Annotated in this window: 18 protein-coding genes; 3 read left to right on the plus strand and 15 right to left on the minus strand. The window is 68.5% G+C overall.

The annotated features are described in order from the left end of the window. Positions 1 to 90: 90 nt before the first annotated feature. From prfB to Q9Q40_06505, 13 genes are all read right to left on the minus strand, one after another. Positions 91 to 1,186, minus strand: a protein-coding gene (prfB, locus tag Q9Q40_06445) for a peptide chain release factor 2 (GenBank protein ID MDQ7006854.1) whose coding sequence is annotated in 2 segments (ribosomal slippage) — positions 91 to 1,128 and positions 1,130 to 1,186 — 1,095 coding nt in all. Because the reading frame shifts where the segments join, the coding sequence is not laid out codon by codon here. After that, a complete protein-coding gene (gene lnt / locus Q9Q40_06450) occupies positions 1,179 to 2,714 on the minus strand; it encodes an apolipoprotein N-acyltransferase (GenBank protein MDQ7006855.1) in 1,536 nt (511 codons plus the stop codon). The genes prfB and lnt overlap by 8 nt, the downstream gene beginning before the upstream one ends. Beyond that, positions 2,711 to 3,214: an SPOR domain-containing protein gene (locus tag Q9Q40_06455; protein ID MDQ7006856.1), complete on the minus strand. Its 504-nt coding sequence runs from the start codon at positions 3,212 to 3,214 to the stop codon at positions 2,711 to 2,713. Before Q9Q40_06455 ends, lnt begins: the two co-directional genes overlap by 4 nt. Next, positions 3,214 to 4,245: a diguanylate cyclase gene (locus Q9Q40_06460; protein MDQ7006857.1), complete on the minus strand. Its 1,032-nt coding sequence runs from the start codon at positions 4,243 to 4,245 to the stop codon at positions 3,214 to 3,216. Before Q9Q40_06460 ends, Q9Q40_06455 begins: the two co-directional genes overlap by 1 nt. Then, entirely contained in the window at positions 4,242 to 4,976 is a 735-nt protein-coding gene (locus tag Q9Q40_06465; GenBank protein ID MDQ7006858.1) for a slipin family protein, read from the minus strand. Before Q9Q40_06465 ends, Q9Q40_06460 begins: the two co-directional genes overlap by 4 nt. Positions 4,977 to 5,093: 117 nt before the next feature. After that, positions 5,094 to 6,422 (minus strand): nodulation protein NfeD, encoded by a 1,329-nt coding sequence (locus Q9Q40_06470; GenBank protein ID MDQ7006859.1) that lies wholly within the window; start codon positions 6,420 to 6,422, stop codon positions 5,094 to 5,096. A gap of 158 nt (positions 6,423 to 6,580) precedes the next feature. Next, positions 6,581 to 7,750 carry a pyridoxal phosphate-dependent aminotransferase gene (locus Q9Q40_06475; protein MDQ7006860.1) on the minus strand — a complete coding sequence of 390 codons (1,170 nt, stop codon included), beginning with the start codon at positions 7,748 to 7,750 and terminating at the stop codon, positions 6,581 to 6,583. A 16-nt stretch (positions 7,751 to 7,766) separates the two neighbouring features. Continuing rightward, complete coding sequence (gene coaD / locus Q9Q40_06480) at positions 7,767 to 8,273, minus strand: pantetheine-phosphate adenylyltransferase (protein MDQ7006861.1); 507 nt, start codon at positions 8,271 to 8,273, stop codon at positions 7,767 to 7,769. After that, positions 8,270 to 9,979 (minus strand): DNA repair protein RecN, encoded by a 1,710-nt coding sequence (gene recN / locus Q9Q40_06485; protein ID MDQ7006862.1) that lies wholly within the window; start codon positions 9,977 to 9,979, stop codon positions 8,270 to 8,272. Before recN ends, coaD begins: the two co-directional genes overlap by 4 nt. A 54-nt stretch (positions 9,980 to 10,033) precedes the next feature. Beyond that, positions 10,034 to 10,429, minus strand: coding sequence for a DUF423 domain-containing protein (locus Q9Q40_06490; protein ID MDQ7006863.1), 396 nt, complete (start codon positions 10,427 to 10,429; stop codon positions 10,034 to 10,036). Between the two features lie 191 nt (positions 10,430 to 10,620). After that, positions 10,621 to 11,610: a dihydroorotate dehydrogenase-like protein gene (locus Q9Q40_06495; protein ID MDQ7006864.1), complete on the minus strand. Its 990-nt coding sequence runs from the start codon at positions 11,608 to 11,610 to the stop codon at positions 10,621 to 10,623. A 37-nt stretch (positions 11,611 to 11,647) separates the two neighbouring features. Next, entirely contained in the window at positions 11,648 to 15,220 is a 3,573-nt protein-coding gene (gene nifJ / locus Q9Q40_06500) for a pyruvate:ferredoxin (flavodoxin) oxidoreductase (GenBank protein MDQ7006865.1), read from the minus strand. A gap of 278 nt (positions 15,221 to 15,498) precedes the next feature. Beyond that, positions 15,499 to 15,798, minus strand: a complete 300-nt coding sequence (locus Q9Q40_06505; protein ID MDQ7006866.1) for a hypothetical protein — start codon at positions 15,796 to 15,798, stop codon at positions 15,499 to 15,501. Positions 15,799 to 16,097: 299 nt separating this feature from the next. Here Q9Q40_06505 and Q9Q40_06510 point away from each other — a divergent pair, with 299 nt between their 5' ends. Continuing rightward, positions 16,098 to 16,778 (plus strand): SOS response-associated peptidase, encoded by a 681-nt coding sequence (locus tag Q9Q40_06510; protein MDQ7006867.1) that lies wholly within the window; start codon positions 16,098 to 16,100, stop codon positions 16,776 to 16,778. A gap of 39 nt (positions 16,779 to 16,817) precedes the next feature. Here Q9Q40_06510 and Q9Q40_06515 read toward each other — a convergent pair whose 3' ends face one another. Beyond that, positions 16,818 to 17,606, minus strand: a complete 789-nt coding sequence (locus Q9Q40_06515) for an SDR family NAD(P)-dependent oxidoreductase (GenBank protein MDQ7006868.1) — start codon at positions 17,604 to 17,606, stop codon at positions 16,818 to 16,820. A gap of 84 nt (positions 17,607 to 17,690) precedes the next feature. Here Q9Q40_06515 and Q9Q40_06520 point away from each other — a divergent pair, with 84 nt between their 5' ends. Next, on the plus strand, positions 17,691 to 18,194 hold the full coding sequence (locus Q9Q40_06520) for an EVE domain-containing protein (GenBank protein MDQ7006869.1): 504 nt from the start codon (positions 17,691 to 17,693) through the stop codon (positions 18,192 to 18,194). Positions 18,195 to 18,311: 117 nt separating this feature from the next. After that, on the plus strand, positions 18,312 to 18,704 hold the full coding sequence (locus Q9Q40_06525; GenBank protein ID MDQ7006870.1) for a hypothetical protein: 393 nt from the start codon (positions 18,312 to 18,314) through the stop codon (positions 18,702 to 18,704). Positions 18,705 to 18,767: 63 nt separating this feature from the next. On the opposite strand, the gene Q9Q40_06530 is transcribed toward Q9Q40_06525, so the two are convergent. After that, positions 18,768 to 19,316 (minus strand): 4Fe-4S dicluster domain-containing protein, encoded by a 549-nt coding sequence (locus Q9Q40_06530; protein ID MDQ7006871.1) that lies wholly within the window; start codon positions 19,314 to 19,316, stop codon positions 18,768 to 18,770. Positions 19,317 to 19,327 lie beyond the last annotated feature (11 nt).

The following is a 19,327-nucleotide window of genomic DNA, read 5'->3' on the forward strand; positions in this document are numbered from 1 at the left end:
ATGCGGAGAGCCGACATGCGCCCCACCTCGAGGCGCTGGCGCGATCGCCGTAATGCCCTAAAAAAAAGCCACTTAGAAGCGTCCGAAGACTCAGGCGTGGGCATCCCGGAGCAGCCACGCCTTCATCAGGGGGGTCAGATCACCGTCGAGGACACGATCCACGTCCCCGATCTCCATCTTGGTCCGCATGTCCTTGACCATGCGGTAGGGCGCGAGAACATAGGAGCGGATCTGGGAGCCGAAACCGATTTCCATCTTCGCCCCGGCTTCTTCCCGCTGCTTTTCTTCCCGCTCGCGGACCTGCAGTTCATAGAGCCGCGCCCTGAGCACCTTCATCGCCTTGTCCTTGTTGCGGTGCTGGCTGCGCTCGTCCTGGCAGGCGACGACGAGGCCCGAGGGCAGGTGGGTGATGCGCACCGCCGAATCCGTGACGTTGACATGCTGCCCACCGGCGCCCGAGGAGCGGTAGGTGTCGATCCGCAGATCCTTGTCCTCGATCACGATCTCGATGTCGTCGTCCACCTCGGGCGCCACGTCCACCGAAGCGAAGGCCGTGTGGCGCCGCCGCTGGGCATCGAAGGGAGAGATCCGCACCAGGCGGTGGACTCCCCGCTCGGCTTTCAGCCAGCCATAGGCCGCCTCGCCCGAGACGAGCAGCGTGGCGGCCTTGATCCCGGCTTCGTCACCTTCGAGGCGTTCGATCAAATCCACCTTGTAGCCGTTGCGTTCGCCCCAGCGCAGGTACATGCGCAGCAGCATTTCGGCCCAGTCCTGGGCATCGACGCCGCCGGCGCCGGGATGGATCGAGAGGAAGGCGTTTCGATGATCGTCCCGACCGGAAAGCATGGTCGAGACCTCGATATCGGTCAGCAGATCGTCGAGGGCGTCGAGGGTCTGCTCGAGTTCCTCGTCGACACTCTCACCCTCGCGACCCAGTTCGATCAGGGTTTCGGTGTCGTCCAGCAGGCTGCGGAACTTCTCGCCCCGGGCGATCCGCCCGCTGAGCACGGAGCGGCGACGATTGAGTTCGGCGGCCTTCGCCGGGTTGGAGTAGAGGTCTCCCGCCGACAGGGCACCATCGACCTCCGCCGCCTCGGCTTCCAGGCGCGAGGTGTCAAAGAAACCCCCTGAGGGGTTCGATCCGATTTTGCAGGGACTGCCAACGATCGACAAGCTCGTCACGCATCGCCGTCTCCGGCCCGAACGACGGCCCCAACGACGGGTCGCCTCCGGGTCTTTCGCGGCGGCACCACCGCCAGCAAGAGCAAAAGGATGGAGAGTGTAGCACACAGCCACGCCACCATCCGGCCCACCGCGACGCCGGCGACCGGACTCGCTCCGACCCGAATGCTGCGCACCAGGACACCGCGCTGACCGACCTCCAGCCGACCCAGCAACTCGCCCCGCCTCGAAAAGATCGCGGAGATGCCGGAGTTGGCCGCGCGCACCAACGGCAGGCCGGTTTCCGCCGCGCGCAGGCGGGCGTGCCGCAGGTGCTGGCCGGGGCCGCGGGTCCAGCCGAACCAGCGGTCGTTGGTGATGTTGATCAGGATCCGCCCGCCGGCGCGGGCGAGTTGCCGGGCGAGGGAAGGAAAGACCGCCTCGTAGCAGACCAGGACCCCGGCCCGGCCGACCCGCGTGGGGTGGAGGAGGATCTCCCGGCCGGGGGTGAAGTCTCCCGCTTCCGCGGCCAGCGCCGGCAGCGTCCCGAATACGAAGCGCAGGGGAAGGTACTCGCCGAAGGGAACCAGCGTGCGCTTGGCCGATACCGTCATCAGCCCGACATCCCCGCGCACCAGGGCCGCCGCGTTCAATCGCTCGCCGGCGTCGCCGGCGACCACCGAGCCGACCACCAGGTCGACCCCCTCGGCGGCGGCCAGGCCTTCGAGGCGAGAGCGGTATCCCTCGTGCCGGTCCACCCGGTAACGCACCGCGGATTCCGGCCAGACCACCAGCTGCGCTCCTTGCCGCGCAGCCTGTCGCGTGAGGGCCTCGTAGAGTTCCAGGCGCTGGAGGTCGGAGGCCTGGGACGACGCCGAACCCTGCACGGCGGCGACCCGCACCTCGCGCGAGCCCTCGCCGGGAACCGCCGCCGAGGGAATCGCCGCCCCTCCCGCCACCATCAGCAACAGGGGCAGTCCCGCCCGAAACCGGCCGAGCAGCACGAGCGCTCCGGTGGCCACGCCCAGAGCGACCAGCAGAGAAAGACCTTCCGTCCCGACCCACGAGGCCAGGCGGGCGGCCCAGGGGCGGGGCGCGACCAGGGCCGCGAAAGATCCCCACGGAAAGGGCACCGGGTAGCGGGTCCGAAACAGCTCCAACCCGACCCATCCCACGGCCAGCGCCAGCGCCCCCCCTCCCCTCCCCAGTCGCCCGCGCCAGCGAGCCGCGCACCAGCCCAGCACCGCCCCCCCCGCGGCGAGCAGCCCTGCCGCGGCGGCCACCGCTCCGCCCGCCAACCAGGGCGAGAGCGTCGAGAAATCCAGGATCGCCGCTGCGAACCAGCGCAAGACCAGCACGTAGTAGACCCACACGGCGACCAGGGCTTCGAAGGCGGCGCGCCGCGGCTCGGCGCTCAGCAGCAAGGCGAAGAACACGGCGAAACCGGCCAGGGAGATCACGACGCCCCCGGCGGCGACGAAAGTCCAGGCCATCGCGACACCGGCCAGAGGCGGCAGCGCCGAGCGCAGGAGCCGGGGCCGCCCCACGGTCACTCGGCGCTCCGGGCCACGCTCACTTTCCGCCCGAGCACGCGGCCGAGCCTGTCTGCCGCCCGGCGGGCCTCACGCTGACTCTGGTAGGGGCCGCCGATGACCCCGTACGTACCGTCCGGATGACGTACCAGGAGCGCGGGCACGCCCGCCTGCCGACAAGCCCGCTGCAAGGCCTCGGCCCCCCGGCGACCGGCGGAGCGCCCGACCTGCACTTCCCAGCGGCCCCGCCGGGAGGGCTCGGCGGTGACCTGCCGGCCGGGTTCGCGAACCGCTCCACCCTCTCCTGCCGCGTCGAAGAGAGTCTCACCGGCCAGGGCTTCGGCCCCGGCCGCCCCCGTCTCGGCGTGCGTCACACCCGCCGACTCCACCCGCGCCGGCCGGGGAGCCGTCCAGCGGCCGAGCCAGAAAGCCCCCGCCAGGGCGGCCAGGGCCAGCGCCGCCAGGGCCAGCAGGCGCAGGGTGTCGAGTTCCACGTCGATGCTCGATTGAGGCTTGATCATCAGCGGGCCTCGTCCTCCCCGAGGGCGCCATCACACCGGGCCACCGCGACAGCGTCTTTTCCCCTGGCCTTGATCCCGCGCATCACCCGGTCGGCCGCTTCCACCACTTCCCGCGCCCGCGCGCCGTGATCGGGCCAGGCGGCGACCCCCAGTGAGGCGGTCAGTTGCACCAGGGCCCCGGGGGCCACCTCGAAGGGCGTGCTGGAAAGCTCGAGACGGATCCGCTCGGCGACCTCCGCCGCACCATCGAGCAGCGTGCCGGGAAGAAGGACCACGAATTCGTCTCCACCGTAGCGGAAGAGCCGGTCGATGCTGCGGATCGAACGCGAAATCCGTACCGACGCCTCGTAGAGCACCCGCGAGCCCGCCGCGTGACCGTGACGGGTGTTGATCTCCTTGAGATTGTCCATGTCGAGAAAGATCAACGCGAAACGGCCGCCGAAGCGCCGGCATCGCTCCGTCTCGTCTTCCAGCGTCTGATCGAGGAAACGGCGATTGAAGCAGTCCGCCGTATCGTCGCGAATCACCAGTTCGCGCAGGGAGGCGACCGTCCGCAGATTGTCCAGCGCCGGCGCCAGCTCGGCGGCCAGAGCCGCGGCCCGTTCCAGGGCCGAGGCGGGGAAAACCTCGTCCGGGGCGGTCAGGGAAAGCAGGAGCCCCGCCCGACCCGCCCCGGAAGACAAGGGCGTCAACAGGGCGGCCCCCAGTTCGGGAACTTCACCGTCACGGACGGCGCCGGCCTCGAGCAGAGCGGAAGCACTTTCCAGGATCGCCGGTCCCGATGGGGCCAGCACCCGAATCAGGCCTTCATCGAGCAGGTTCAGGCGACGGGCCAGCGCCTGCAGACCCTTGGGCCCCGAACCGGCCACCCGCCGCAGGTCGTTGCCGTCTTCGCTGACCAGGTAGGCCAGCGTCCAGCGCCCGCCGAGCAGCGCACCGGAACCTTCCGAAAGCACCGCCAGGCAACTCTCTTCCACCAGTTGCCGGGTCGCCGCCAGGGCCAGGCGGACGATGGCCAAGACGTCGCTCACGCGTCTTTCTGCCCGCCGAGATAGCGCATGATCCGGTCGAGAATCTGGATCGGGATCGGGAACACGATGGTGGAGTTCTGTTCCGCAGCGATCTCCGTCAGGGTTTGCAGATAGCGAAGCTGGATCGTGATCGGATTCTTGGCCAGGGTCTGGGCCGCCTGGAAGAGGGCCTCGGCGGCCTGCTGTTCACCCGCGGCGTGGATGATCTTGGCCCGTTTCTCCCGCTCGGCCTCCGCCTGCTTGGCCATCGCCCGGCGCATCTCCTCGGGGAGATCCACGTGCTTGAGCTCCACCGCGGAGATCTTGATCCCCCAGGGATCGGTCTGGCGGTCGAGGATCGACTGCATCTTGTGACCCAGCGAATCCCGTTCGGAGAGCAACGAGTCGAGTTCCACGCCGCCAAGCACCGAACGCAGGGTGGTCTGGGCCAACTGGCTGGTGGCGTAGTGGAAATTTTCGACTTCGACGATGGCCTTGCGCGGCTCGAAGACCCGGAAATAAACCACCGCGTTGACCTTGACCGAGACGTTGTCCTTCGTGATCACGTCCTGGGACGGCACGTCATGGACCACGGTCCGCAAAGAAACCCGCTCGAGCTTGTCGACGAAGGGAATGATGATCGTCAATCCGGGGCCAAAGTCCCTGGGCACGAGCTTGCCCAGCCGGAAGACCACGCCACGCTCGTACTGGCGCAGGATCTTGACCGACTGGCTCAGCAGGAAGAACGCCATGATGGCGATCGCGACAAAAGGGATACCCAGCAGTTCGATCACTTCAGCATCCTCCTCGCCCCGCGGGGCGCTTGCGGCGGGGCGCGTCGGCGGGACGGGCGCAACGCGACGGCAGCCTCATTCTTCCACCTGCGGCGCCGCGGCGGCGGAGCCGGTCGGGGTATCGTCCGCAAGCGGCTCCACCCGAAGCGTCAGTCCCTCGACGCCGGTGACGCGCACCTTGCCGCCCACGGCCACCGGCCGACCGCTGCGGGCCGTCCAGTACTCACCCCGCACCCACACGGTGCCCTGGGGTGCGAGTTCCGTCCTCGCCTCGCCCACCAGGCCCAGCATACCCTCACGGCCGGTATCCACAGGCGATCGTTGAGCGGCGATGACGAAGTACATCACACCTCCGATACAGACCAGCAGGAAGGCCAGGATCATCACCAGGGAGAGCATCGGAAACTCCAGACCGACCACACCCCGGGGGAAGAGCAGCCACAGACCGAGGGCCAGGCAGGCGGTCCCCCCCACGCTGAGCAGGCCATAGGAAACGACTTTCACTTCCAGCAGAAACATCACGCCCGCCACGGCGATCAGCGCCACGGCGAAGTAGTTCACGGGCAGCATCTGGCTGCCGTAGAGGAAGATCAGCAGTCCGAGGACACCCACCGCCCCGGGCAGGATCAGCCCCGGATGGGTCAGCTCGATGTAGATCCCCAGCATCGCGATGGACAGGATCAACGCCATCACTTCCGGCCGCAACAGTACGTTCTTGAACTCCTCCTTCCAGTTCAGTCGATGCTCGACGAGGCGGGGGCCGTCGAGCCGCAGGACCAGGGCGCTGGCGTCGGCCCGGCGCACCTCCCGCCCATCGAGAGCCGCGATCAACTCGCCCCGGTCCTGGGCCACCACGTCGATCAGGCCCACCTCGAGGGCTTCCTCGGCGGACCAGCTCTTCGCTTCGGTGACGGCCTTCTCGGCCAGTTCGGCCGGACGTCCCCGGGCCCGGGCGGCGGAGCGGATCAGCGCCGACAGGTCCTCCGCCACTTTTTTGAGCAGAATGTCGCCTTCCTTGTTCTCGCCCCCGGCGGTGATCGGGTGGGCCGCCCCGGTGGTGGTCACCGGGGCCATGGCGGCGACGTCGGCCGCCTGGAGCAGAAAGAAACCGGCCGAGGCGGCGTGGGCGCCGCTGGGCGTCACGTAGACACAGACCGGCACCGGGCTGGCGAGGATTTCCTGGACCATGTCCGTCGCCGACGAAACCAGGCCTCCCGGGGTATCGACCTCCAGCACGAAGAGCGCCGCTCGCTGCTCTCGAGCCCTCTCGAGCGCGCGGGAGAAAGCGGCCGAGGAGGCAGGGTGGATCACCCCGTCGAGGCGGTGGACGAAAACCAGAGGCCCGGCCTCGGCTTCCACGGCGGCAAGACCCGGGCCGACGCAAAGCAGCCCCAGCACCGCCACCAAGAGCGGAAGACTCCGAATCCGTCTGAACATGAGCCGGATTGTAGCCCCTCATTCGCGTCGCAGGAAGCGAGCGTACCCCCCCATCTGTCGCGGCCGGCGCCCGCGACGCCGGGATCGGAGTCCCTCGCGCGAACATGGGCCCTGGCAGCGGGCTGTTAGGCTCCGGCGAAACGCGCCAGGCGGATCAGCCCTTCATCGATCACCGCCTCGGCCGCCGCGTAGGACAGGCGCAGGTGGCCGGGCGTGCCAAAGGCTTCGCCGGGGACCGTGGCCACGGCCTCCTCCTGGATCAGCGCCCGGGCGAGGGCCGCGGAGGATTCCAGGCCCCGCGCCGCGATCAGGCCGCGCACGTCCGGGTAGGCGTAGAACGCGCCCTTCGGCTCGGGACAGACGACTCCCGGTACCCGGGCCAGCCCGTCGACCAGGCGGCGGCGGCGGCGACGGTAAACCTCCAGGGTCTGCCGGGGAGCCGCCGCGGCCTTCTCGAGGGCGGCCAGAGCGGCCCGCTGGGAGATCGACGACGGATGGGTCGTATCGTGACTCTGTACGGTCAGCAGGGCCCGGATCACTTCCGGATCGGCGACGGCGTAGCCGATGCGCCAGCCCGTCATGGCCCAGGTCTTCGAGAACGCCGAGACGAAGACCAGGCGCGAAGCCAACTCCTCTCGCAGGGAGAGGAAGGAAAAGGCATCGGCCGGATCGTAGACGAAGCTCTCGTAGGTCTCGTCGGAAACCAGCCACAGGTCGTGCTCGACGACCAGTTCCGCGATCGCCGCCGCCTCCTGCCTGGGGATCACGCTCCCGGAGGGATTGCAGGGAGAATTGACGATCACCATCCGCGTGGCGGGCGTCAGCGCCTTCTCGAGGGCGGCGGCGCGGATCGTAAAGCCGTCGCCGGCGGAAAGGGAGGCGAAGACCGGCACCCCCCCGGCCAGACGCACCTGCTCGGGAAAGGAAACCCAGTACGGGCTGAAGATCACGGCCTCGTCCCCGGGGTTGAGCAGGGCCATCATGGCGGCGAAGAGCAGCGATTTGCCTCCCACACCCACCAGAACCTCGGCGGGATCGACCGGCCGCCCCCCCACCTCGCTGTAGTGCCGGGCCAAAGCCTCCCGCAGGGCGTGTATACCGCCGGCCGCCGTGTAGTGAGTGAAGTCTTCCTCGATGGCCAGGATGCCCGCCTGCTTGACGGCGTCCGGAGAAGGCAGGTCCGGCTCTCCCGGCCCGAAGTCCACCACCTCCACCCCCTCCCGGCGCAGCCGGTCGGCTTCCATCTTCACCGCGATGGTCGGTGACGTTCCCACCAGGGACAATCTCGAAGCCATCCTCCGAATCATCGGTTCAGCCTTTCTCGGCGACGTAGCGCCGGGCCAGTTCGGCGGCGACGCGCGGGTGGACCAGGCTGCTCACGTCCCCGCCCAGCTGGGCGATTTCGCGGACCAGCCCGGAGGAGATGAAGGAGACCTCCTCCCCCGGGGTGAGAAAGACCGTCTCCAGGCCCGGCGCCAGGCGGCGGTTCATCTGGGCCATCTGCAGTTCGTATTCGAAATCACTGATCGCCCGCAGACCGCGTATCACGACCCGCGCCCCGATCTTCCGGGCGAAGTCGCAGAGCAACCCCTCGAAGTGGACGACCTCCACACCCTCGAGTCCCTCGTCCGTGATCACCGCCTCGAACATCGCCCGGCGCTGCTCCGCCGAAAAGGCGGGCTTCTTCCGCGTGTTGCGCAACACCGCGATGGTCAACCCCCCGTAGAGCCGACACGCCCGGCGGACGATGTCCAGGTGTCCAAGGGTGACGGGATCGAAGCTGCCGGGGTAGACGGCGCAGATCGCGGGGCGGGTCATGGAGTCTCCTTGAACGAGGTGGCGCTGGCCAGCATGGCCTCCGCGTGACGGCGCGCAGTGTCGGTCACCATCTTGCCACCGATCATCCGCGCCAGTTCCTCGACGCGGTCTTCTTCGTCTTCCAGGCTGCGGACCACCGCGACCGTGCGCCCCGCGCGTACCTTCTTGGACACGTGGATGTGCCGTGCGGCGCACGCGGCCACCTGGGGCAGGTGGGTGATGGAGATCACCTGGTGGGACTCGGCCACCCTTTGGAGAAAGGACGCCAGTCGATCCGCGGCTTCCCCGCCGAGCCCCTGGTCCACCTCGTCGAAGAGCAGCGTCCGGCGGGCCAGCCTGCCTTCGAGGGCGATATCGAGGGCCAGCATCACGCGGCTGAGTTCGCCACCGGAAGCCACCTTGCGCAGCGGCCGCGCCGGCTCGCCCGGATTGGCCTGCAGCAGGAACTCGACCTTGTCCCGTCCGGCGGGAAGGGCCTCGGACGCCTGGCCCGGTCGTGGGGGCTCGTATTCCACCTCGATGCGGACCCGGGCCTTTTCCATCGCCAGACCCGCCAAAAGCTCGCCCACCGAGCGGGCCAGCCTTTCGGCCGACCGGACCCGGGCCTGGTGCAGCTTGTCCGCCGCGCGGGCGTAGGCTTCGAGCTGCGAGTCGAGATCGGCCGCCAGCACGGCCGCTTCTTCATCCTGGCCGGAGAGTTCCTCCAGTTCCCGCCGCATGGCTTCGGCGCTGGCGATGATGTCCTCGGTGGGAGCCCCGTCGAAGCGTCGCCGCAGCCGCTCGAGCGCGTGCAGCCGCTCTTCGACCTGCTCGAGACGCGCCGGGTCGGGCGCCAGCGCCTCGGCCTGGGCCCTCAGGTCGCCGGTGATCTCCGCGATCTGGGCCCGCACGTCGTCGAGCCGTTCCGCCAGCTCGATGAACTCTTCGTCCCGGCTGCCCTGGGCTCGAATCCGCCGGGCGGCCGCGTGGATCCGGTCGTGAGCGGCCTCGTCCCCCTCGTAGATGGCCTCGATGGCGGCCTGGATGGCCGTGCCGATCTCCTCGGCGTGACGCAGCCGCTCCCGCTCGACCCGCAAGCGCTCCTCGTCGCCGGCTTCGGGCCGTACCCGGTCGAACTCCGCCAGCCGGAACTGGAGGATCTCGATCCGGCTTTCCCGAGCCCTGGCGCGCTCGCGCAAATCGCTCAGTCGCGCGTCCAACTCCCGGACGAGGGCCGCCGTGCGGCGCACGTCTGTCAGCAACCGGTCGTGGTCGCCCGCCCGATCGAGCAGATCGCGCTGGGTCTCCGGCTGGAAGAGGGCCTGGGGTTCGTGCTGACCGTGAACCTCCACCAGATCTCCGGTGATCTCCCGCAACAGGGCGACGGTCACCGGGCTGCCCCCGAGCAGCGCCTTCGAACGCCCGTCGCTGCCGATCTCCCGGCGGATCAGCATTTCGTCCCCGGAAGCCGAATAGCCGGAGCGATGGAGTTTCTCCACCAGGTCAGGGCGCCGCGAAAGATCGAAGAGAGCCTCGACCACGGCGCGACGGGTGCCCTGCCGGACGAGGGCCGCCTCGCCCCGGGCGCCGCAGGCCAGGGCCAACGCTCCTGTGATCAGGGATTTGCCCGCCCCGGTCTCGCCCGTGATCAGGTTCAATCCCGGCGCAAAGTCGAGCAGCACATCCCTTGCGAGAACCAGATTCTCGATCCGTAGCTGCCGCAGCATGATGCGCGTGTCTCCCGCTCGTCGTTTTCTGACAAATCAAAGGAAAACCGGAACTTAGCACTCGTCGCGGGAAGCGACAACAGGTCCTTCCCGCCGTCCCTCCCATCCCCGGAAAGCCAACGTGATCCACCCTCCCACCAGGCACAGTCCGCCCAGGGGGGTCAACGGTCCCAGCCAGCTTCCGCCCCCCAACGCCAGTGCGTAGAGCGAGCCGCTGAACAGCACGACCCCCACCACGAAAAGGCCGAGGGGCCAGCGGCCCGCCCGGGGCCCGACAAGCAGGGAGAGACTCACCAGGGCCAGGGCATGCCAGAAGTGGTAGCGCACGGCCGTGTGCCACACGGCGAGGGATTCTTCCCCCAGTTGGTCCCGCAACGCGTGGGCCCCGAAAGCCCCCGCCAGAATCGCCGTGGCCGCCAACAAGGCTCCGATCACGAAGTAGACGCGCACATCGTCCTCCCGCCGCTGATTCTAGCAGCCCGCTCCGAGAGCCTCCGCCGCGCCGGCAAACGAGTCTCCGGCGGCCGGCCCAGGCCACGAGGGGGAAACCCGCCGCGTCCCCCGCGGAGGCGGGAAGACGATCCCGGCCCTCAGCCCGCGCCACAGGCGCAGCCTGAGGGCCGGGGAGGGCGGTCCGCCTGCTAGTGGAAGCTATGGAGCACCTTGATGTAGTTGGCCCGCTCGAAGGCGGAGGGATCCGGGCAGCACTTCTGGCTCATCGTGCCGATCAACTCCCTGACCGAGCCATACTCGTTCTCCTCGAGCCAGGCGCCGAGATCACTCTCGATGCGCCGGAGATGCGGCACTCCCTGCTTGAGCAACGCCGAACACAGGTGCACCACCCGGGCGCCGGCCATCAGCATCTTGACGGCGTCACGCCCCGAGTGAACGCCGCCGGTGGCCGCCAGATCGGCCCCGATCCGGCCATGGAGAATCCCGATCCAGCGCAGGGGCAGCCGGGCGTCGTCCGGCGTGCTGAGCTGAAGGTCGGTGATCACCTCGAGCTGTTCGGGATCGATGTCGGGTTCGTAGAAGCGGTTGAAGAGCGACAGCCCCCGGGCGCCGGCGTCCGTCAGGCGGCGCGCCATGATCGGCACGGATGTCAGGAACGGATGCATCTTCACCGCCACCGGGAGGCCCACGGCTCCGACGACTTCCCGGGTCAGGTCGACATAGGTGTCTTCGACTTCCCCCAGCGGCTGCTGCGGATCGGTGGGCAGGAAGTAGATGTTCAGCTCCAGGGCGTCGGCCCCGGCCTGCTCGATCTTCCGGGCGTATTCCGTCCAGCCGCCGGGAGAAGCCCCGTTGAGCGAGGCGATGACGGGGATCTCCATCGCCTCCTTGGCCCGGCGGATCAGATCGAGGTATGCCTCGGGTCCGCGCGCGAAATCACCGGGCGCCGGGTAGTAGGAAATGGCTTCCGCCGTGCTCTCGCTGCCGTACTCCAGGTAGTGATCGAGTTCCAGGCCCTCGAATTCGATCTGCTCTTCGAAGAGCGAATAGAGAACGACGGCACCGGCACCCATGTCTTCGAGAGCGCGCAGCGAGTCGAGCTGCCGGGTCAGTGGCGACGAGGAGGGTACGAGGGGGCTGCGCAACTCGAGACCCATGTATTGCGTGGTCAGATCCATGACGTGTCTCCCTGCTCTGGGGGGCGCGAGAGCCGCGCTATTTCTCCACCTTCACCGACTCGAACTCCCGCCCGGCCAGGTACTCGTAGCGGGCCCAGCGCTGTTCGACCTCCTTCTGCGCCGACATCGTCAGACGGCGAGAGCGCTCGGGATCGATCTTCTGCAACATCTTGAAGCGGGACTCCGCCCCCATGTACTCCGCGATCGGCATCGTCGGCTTGCGGGAATCGAGTTGCAGCGGGTTGAGTCCCTGCTGCGTCCGGCGCGGGTCGAAGCGGTAGAGCGGCCAGTGTCCGCTCTTCACCGCCCGCTTGTGGCTGTCCGTCGCGGTGCCCATGTTGATGCCGTGGGCGATGCAGTGCGAGTAGGCCAGGATCAGCGAGGGACCGGCATAGGACTCCGCCTCCAGGAACGCCTTGACCGTCTGCGTGTCGTTGGCACCCATGGCCACCTGCGCGACGTAGACGTTCGAGTAGGCGATACCCATCATCCCCAGGTCCTTCTTGCCCATCGGCTTACCCGCCGCGGCGAACTTGGCGATCGCGCCGAGGGGCGTGGCCTTGGACATCTGCCCGCCCGTGTTGGAGTAGACCTCGGTATCGAGCACCAGGACGTTCACGTCGCGCCCCGAGGCGAGAACGTGGTCCAGCCCCCCGTAGCCGATGTCGTAGGCCCAGCCGTCTCCGCCGACGATCCAGATGCTACGGTGCATCAAGGCATGGGCCACGCTGAGCAGGCGGCGGGCCAGGTCGCTGTCCAGCCGCCGCAGTCGAGCCGTCATCGCCTCGACCCGCTCCCGCTGGGCCACGATACCCGCCTCGCTGGACTGGTCCGCCTCGAGAATCGCGTCGGCCAGGTCGGTGCCGATTTCCGACGCGAGCCGGCGCACCAGTTCCCGGGCGAACTCGTTCTGCTTGTCCAAGGTCAGGCGGAAGCCCAGGCCGAACTCGGCATTGTCTTCGAACAGGGAGTTGGACCAGGCGGGCCCGCGCCCGTCCCGGTTGACGGTCCAGGGCGTGGTCGGCAGGTTGCCGCCGTAGATCGACGAGCAGCCGGTGGCGTTGGCGATGATCGCCCGGTCACCGAAAAGTTGCGAGAGGAGCTTGACGTAGGGCGTCTCACCGCAACCCGAACAGGCGCCCGAATACTCGAACAGGGGCTGCAACAACTGGGAGCCCTTGACGGTGTTGGCCTTCACCGCGCGGCGGTCGACCTCCGGCAGTCCGAGGAAGAACTCGAAATTGGCCGCTTCCTGCTCGCGCAGGGGGGGCTGCGGCTCCATGTTGATCGCCTTGAGGCGCGGTTCGGCACGGTTTTTCGCCGGGCAGACGTGCACACACAGGGCGCAGCCCGTGCAGTCTTCCGGAGCGACCTGGATCGTGAAACGGACGCCCTCGAAGTCCTTACCCCGATAGTCGGCCGCCTTGAAAGTCGCAGGCGCTTTCTCCAGCAGGGCGGGGTCGTAGATCTTCTGCCGGATCGCCGCGTGGGGACAGATCAGGGAACACTTGCCGCACTGGGTGCAGACATCCGGATCCCAGACGGGAATCGCCAAGGCGATGTTCCGCTTTTCGTACCGGGAAGTCCCCGCGGGGAAGGTCCCGTCCACCGGCATCGCGCTGACCGGCAACCGGTCTCCCCGTCCCGCGATGATTTCGGCCGTGACCTTCCGGACGAATTCCGGCGCGTGATCCGGCACGACCGGGGGCATTTCAAGCTGGCTGGTGACTTCGCCGGGAATTTTCATTTCGTGCATGTTGGCCAGCGCCATGTCCACCGCACGGAAGTTCTTGTCGACGATGGCCTCGCCCTTCTTGCCATAGGTCTTGCGAATCGCGTCCTTGATCTTGGCGATCGCCTGCCCGCGGGGCAGCACGCCGGAAATGGCGAAGAAGCAGGTCTGCATGATGGTGTTGATCCGCGCCCCCATGCCGGCTTCTTCGGCCACCCTGTAGGCATCGATCACGTAGACCTTGAGCTGCTTGTCGAGGATCCGCTTCTGGTGGATGCGCTGCAGGTGGGACCAGGTTTCCTCGGGCGAATAGGGGCTGTTGAGCAGGAACGTCGCCCCCTTGCGGGCCTTGTCCAGCAAGTCGAAGCGCTCGAGGAAAACCCACTGGTGACAACCGATGAAGTCGGCCTTCTCGAGCAGGTAGGTCGAGCGGATCGGCTCAGACCCGAAGCGCAGGTGGGAGACGGTGACCGCCCCGGCCTTCTTCGAGTCGTAGACGAAGTACCCCTGGGCGAAGTTGTCCGTACCCTCGCCGATGATTTTCACGGAGTTCTTGTTGGCCCCCACCGTACCGTCGGAGCCAAGGCCGTAGAACAGGGCCTGAACCATCTTCCCCCGCGGAATCTCGAACGCCTCGTCGACCTCGATGCTGTTGTGGGTCACATCGTCGACGATACCCACGGTGAAGTGGTTTTTCGGGCGTTCCGCGCTCATCTCGTCGAAGACGCCCTTGATCATCTGCGGGGTGAACTCCTTGGAACTCAACCCGTAGCGGCCGCCGATCACCAGCGGCTGGGTTTCGAAGGGCAGCTCGCCCCGGCCCGCCGCCTCGAGAATCGTGGTCGCCACGTCCTGGTAGAGGGGTTCGCCGACGGCGCCCGGTTCCTTGGTCCGGTCGAGGGTGGCGATGATCCTGGTCGTGGCCGGCAGGGCCGCGAGAAGGGCCGAGGACGCAAAGGGCCGGTAGAGCCGGACCGCCACGACCCCGACTTTCTCACCGCTGGAGGCGAGGGACTCGGCGGTCTCTTCCGCCGCCTGGGCTCCACTTCCCATCAGGATGATCACCCGCTCGGCGTCCGGTGCCCCGTAGTAATCGAAAAGGTGGTAGGAGCGCCCGGTCACTTCGGCGAAGCGGTCCATCGTCTTCTGCACGATGCCGGGACAAGCCTGGTAGAAGGGGTTGACCGCTTCACGGGCCTGGAAGAAGACGTCCGGATTCTGGGCCGTCCCCCGCACGCAGGGACGATCCGGATCGAGGCCGCGCCGGCGGTGCGCGATGACCTTGTCTTCGGGAATCATCGCCTGGATCTCGTCATCGCCGAGGGCGGTGATCTTGTTGACCTCGTGGGAAGTGCGGAACCCGTCAAAGAAATGCACGAACGGCACCCGCGCCTCGAGGGTCGCCGCCGTGGCGATCAGCGCGAAATCCTGCACTTCCTGCACCGAGCCCGAAGCGAGGAGCGCGAAGCCCGTGGTGCGGGCCGCCATCACGTCGCTGTGGTCGCCGAAGATCGACAGCGCGTGAGTCGCCACGCTGCGCGCCGAGACATGGAAGACCGTCGAGGTCAACTCGCCGGCGATCTTGAACATGTTGGGGATCATCAGCAGCAGACCCTGGGAGGCCGTGAAGGTGGTGGTCAGCGCTCCGGTCTGCAGGGCTCCGTGCACCGCGCCGCTCGCCCCACCCTCGCTCTGCATTTCCATGACGTGGGGAATGGTGCCCCAGATATTCGTCTGCCCACGGGCCGAAAACTCGTCGGCCAGCTCACCCATGCCCGAAGACGGCGTGATGGGATAGATGGCGATGACTTCGTTGACCTTGTGAGCGATTCGTGCGGCAGCCTCGTTACCATCGATGGTGATCATCGGCCGATGCATCTTCGCGGCCCTCCCAGCCCCCGGCGTGCACCTGCCGATCGCGGATCGCGGCCCCGCCTCCGGTCCTCAGCAGCCCGCACGCGGAGGCGCCAGCCGCGCCGCGTCGCGCTTGGGGGCAGGGACAAGGGGCAGTCTCGCCTGATCTCGAGCCAATCTCCGCAGCCTGGCCGGCCTTCCGGTGCTGTTACGCAAAGGAAACGGTAGGTCAGTGACAAACTAAACAGTAATGCAACTGCCCTGCCCCGTCAAACGCCCGGAGGGCATCATTTAGCGCCCGGCTACCCCGGCGTTCGCCGCACCGCCCTGACCTGTTCTTCCTCTTCCGCCGTGATCCGCGCCAGTTCTTCCTCCAGTTCGCGGCTGCGCCGCTCGAGGACCTCGGCGTCGCCGTCCTTGCCCAGTTCGGCCAGTTCCCGCTGTCCCTGGAAACGCACCTCGTCACGGCGGGCCGCAGCCTGCCTGCGGATGCGCTGGATCTCTTCCTTCTGGGCCCGGCTCAGGCGGGCTCCCTCGTCGCCCCCGGCTCCCAGGCGTTCGAGGGCCAGTTCGTAGGCCGATTTCAGCTTCTTCTTCGCCATCGCGTACGTTTCTCCTCTGGAACTCCCGTCTGGGACTCCCGGATCGCGTATTCTAACCGGCGAGATTCATGAGCCCCGCGGCCGCAACGTCGCCAGCGCGCGCTGGCCGGACCCGCCCGGACGCGATACCGAGGGTCGGGCGGAGCCCGGGTTCGGTCGCGTCCCGGCGTTGGCCTCTGCCCGCAGGCCTCCAGCATGCGACGTCGGCCTCGGCAGCTCGAAAGGTTCAGGAATCCCGCGGGGCGACCTGCCGGCGGCGTCGCCTCGCCGACGCGCCCCGCCCCGGAGGGAACACTCTCGTGTGCGGCCGCTTCGTCCAGTCCTCTTCCGCCCGGTTGCTGGCCCGGTTGCTGGGCCTCGACCCCCCGGCCCACCTCGCCCCGCGCTACAACCTGGCCCCGACGGAAACGGCCGCCGTGATTCTCTGGGAGGAAACCGGACCCGCCTTCGCGCACCTGCGCTGGGGATGGCCCGCCGGCGGGGAACGCCCGCGAATCCTGCACCAGGCCCGGGCCGAGACGGTGGCCCGGCTCCCGGCTTTCCGGCAGGCCTTGGCCCGTCGGCGGGCCCTGGTCCCCGCCGACGGCTTCTACGAATGGAGTGGCCGCCGGGGTCGGCGCCAGCCCTGGTGGATCCATCCGCCCCGGCCGGGCACCTCCCTCTGCTTCGCCGCCATCTGGGCCGACCGACCGGGGTCCGGCGGCAGCTTCGCCCTGCTCACCCGACCGGCCGCCGGCCCCCTCCGCCGCCTTCATCACCGGATGCCGCTGATCCTCCCGACCTCCCGCCTCAACGCCTGGATCAACCCCCGGAGCGATCCGCAGGCCCTCGTCGACAGGATCTGCCGGGAGGATCCGCCGCCCCTGGAGTTCTACCGGGTATCGCCGGAAGTCAACCGGGCCGGCCCCGACCACCCGGGTCTGACGGCGCCGATCGCCCCCCACCACCCTTCCCTCTTCGACGCCCCCCCGGGCGGATGAAGCCGCGCCCCCCGCGCGAAGGAGCTTTTCAACGGGCTGCTAGCCGCCGGAGGAGGACAGGAGACGTCGCGCCAACGCCAGCTGGAGGCCCACGGGAAGCACTCTCGGCCCCCAGGTCAGGACCTTGTTCACCAGACCGGGAACCACCTCCCGCCGTCCCCTGGCGTAGGCCCCGAGCGCGGCTCCCACCACGCGCTCGACCGCCATGAAGGGCTTGGGGTAGTCGAAGCTCATGCGGGCATGTTCACCGAACTCGGTGGCCACCGGACCGGGGCTCAGGCACAGCACCCGGGTTCCGTTCTCGCGGCCCTCGGCCGAGAGCGCCAGCGACCAGCTCCGAACGAAAGCCTTGGTGGCGGCGTAGACGGCGAAGTGGGGCAAGGGCTGGAAACCGGCGACACTCGCCACGTGGATCACCCCCCTCCCCGGCACCCGGCCCAGGTCGGGCCACAGGGCGTAGGTCAACCCCGCCATGGCCGTCACGTTGAGTTGGATCATCTGCTCGTAGTCGTTCCAGGGGAAGCGCTCGATCGGCCCGAAGCGACCGAAACCGGCGTTGTTCACCAGCAGGTCGACCTCCCCTTCGACCCGTCCGATCAATCTCTCCACGCCGTCCGGAGCGAGCAGATCGCAGTCTATGGTGGCCACGCGCACCGGGCCTCGCGCCTCGAGCGCTTCGGCCAGCCGGCGCAACCGATCGCCCCGCCGGGCGGTGATCGTCAAGCGCCGGGCGCGGGGAGCCAGAGCCCGGGCGAAGGCCTCCCCGATCCCCGCGGAAGCTCCCGTGACCAGGCAATGTTCGTACCGGGGTGCGGGCCACTGGCTCAAGGCTGTTCCTCCTGCATGATCGTCTCCGCGCGGTAGTATGCGCCCTGGCGTCGGCGGCGTCCGCCGCCGGAAAGGGAGGAAAGCGTGGCTCGCGCCCGACATTACTGGCTTGTCAAGTCCGAACCGGCCAAGTACTCCATCGACGACCTGGCCGCCGAGGCGGGTCGCCGAGCCTGCTGGGACGGCGTACGTAACTACCAGGCGCGCAATTTCATGCGCGACGGCATGCGGCTGGGAGACCAAGTGCTGTTCTACCACTCGGCTGTGCAGCCTCCCGGGGTCGCCGGCTGCGCCCGGGTCGTCCGCGAGGCCTACCCCGACCCGACTCAGTTCGACCCCGCCTCCCCGGCCTACGATCCCCGATCCCGGCCCGAAGACCCGCGGTGGCTGATGGTGGACCTGGAACTGACCTGCCGCTTCGACCGCCTGATCCCCCTGGCGGAACTGCGCGCGACCCCCGGCCTCGAGGAGATGTTGCTGCTGCGTCGGGGCCAGCGTCTGTCGGTGATGCCGGTGACCCCCGCCCAGTGGCGCATCATCCTGGGCCTGGCCCGGCCCGCGCCCGGCAGCACGTTGCCCCCCGTCTAGCAGCTTGCAGGCAAACATCAAGCGAAAGCACCGCGCCCCCCCACACCCCCGGCCGATTCGGTTAGAATGACCGAGGAAGAGCCCATCCGGGCGGCGTCCAGCTTCAGGGGGAGCCTCGTGGAACCCACGACCCTCAGCCTGGTTCTCGTTACGCCCCGCCAGCACCTCTTCGAACGCACTCTCGATCTGCTGGCGGAGGCGCGGGACGCGTGTTTCCGCCTCTCCTGGGTCCGCGACCTGACAGAGGCCGAAAAGGCCCTGACCCACGGCTGCGATCTCTGCCTGGTGGACGCCTACTGCTTCGACGCCGGCCCCGGCCCGCGGATGGCCATTCAGCGGCGGCAGGTCCCGATCGTCGCCCTGGTCACCGGTGAAGACCACCGCCGTCCCATTCCGCCGGACCTGCCCCGCCTCGAACTCGACGGGCTGACCCCCGTCGACGCGGCCCGGCGGCTACGGCAGGTGGCCCGCCCCGCCCCGCCCATGGCGGGCCTCGCCTCGGCGGAGTAAACGGGCCCGGTCGCCCCCCCCCGGCCCCTCTCCGAACCCACCGCCCGCCGGCATGGACCCCGCTCAGTCGACGATGTAGTGGTTGTTGGGCCGGGTCTGCGCCTCGGGCTTGGGGACCACCGTCCTGCGGGTCGCCAGCAGCCTGGCCGCCGCGCTGGAGGGGTCGTTCAGGTCGCCGAAGACCCGGACCTTGGTCGGGCAGGTCACCACGCAGGCCGGCTCGAGCCCCTGCTCGACCCGGTGCCGGCAGAAGGAGCACTTGTCGACCTTCTCGGCCTGTTCGTCGTAGTAGCGCGCCCCGTAGGGACAGGCCTCCATGCAGAGCTGGCAGCCGATGCACTCTTCCCGCGTGATCTGAACCATGCCCCCCTCGGCGAAATGGCTCGCACCGGTGGGGCAGACATCGACACAGGGAGCCTCGCTGCAATGGTTGCACTGGCCGGGCTCGATCACGGCCCGCAACTCGGGGAACACACCCTCCAGGGTGTGATGGACCCAATCCCGGCTCGCTCCCGGGGGAACACCGTTTTCCGCCTTGCAGGCGACCACGCAGGCCTTGCAGTCCAGGCAGGAGCGGGCGTCGATCACCATACCGTATTGCGTTTTCGCCATGGTCCCTGCTC

The sequence above is a fragment of the Acidobacteriota bacterium genome (assembly GCA_030949985.1).
Lineage (GTDB): Bacteria > Acidobacteriota > Polarisedimenticolia > J045 > J045 > JALTMS01.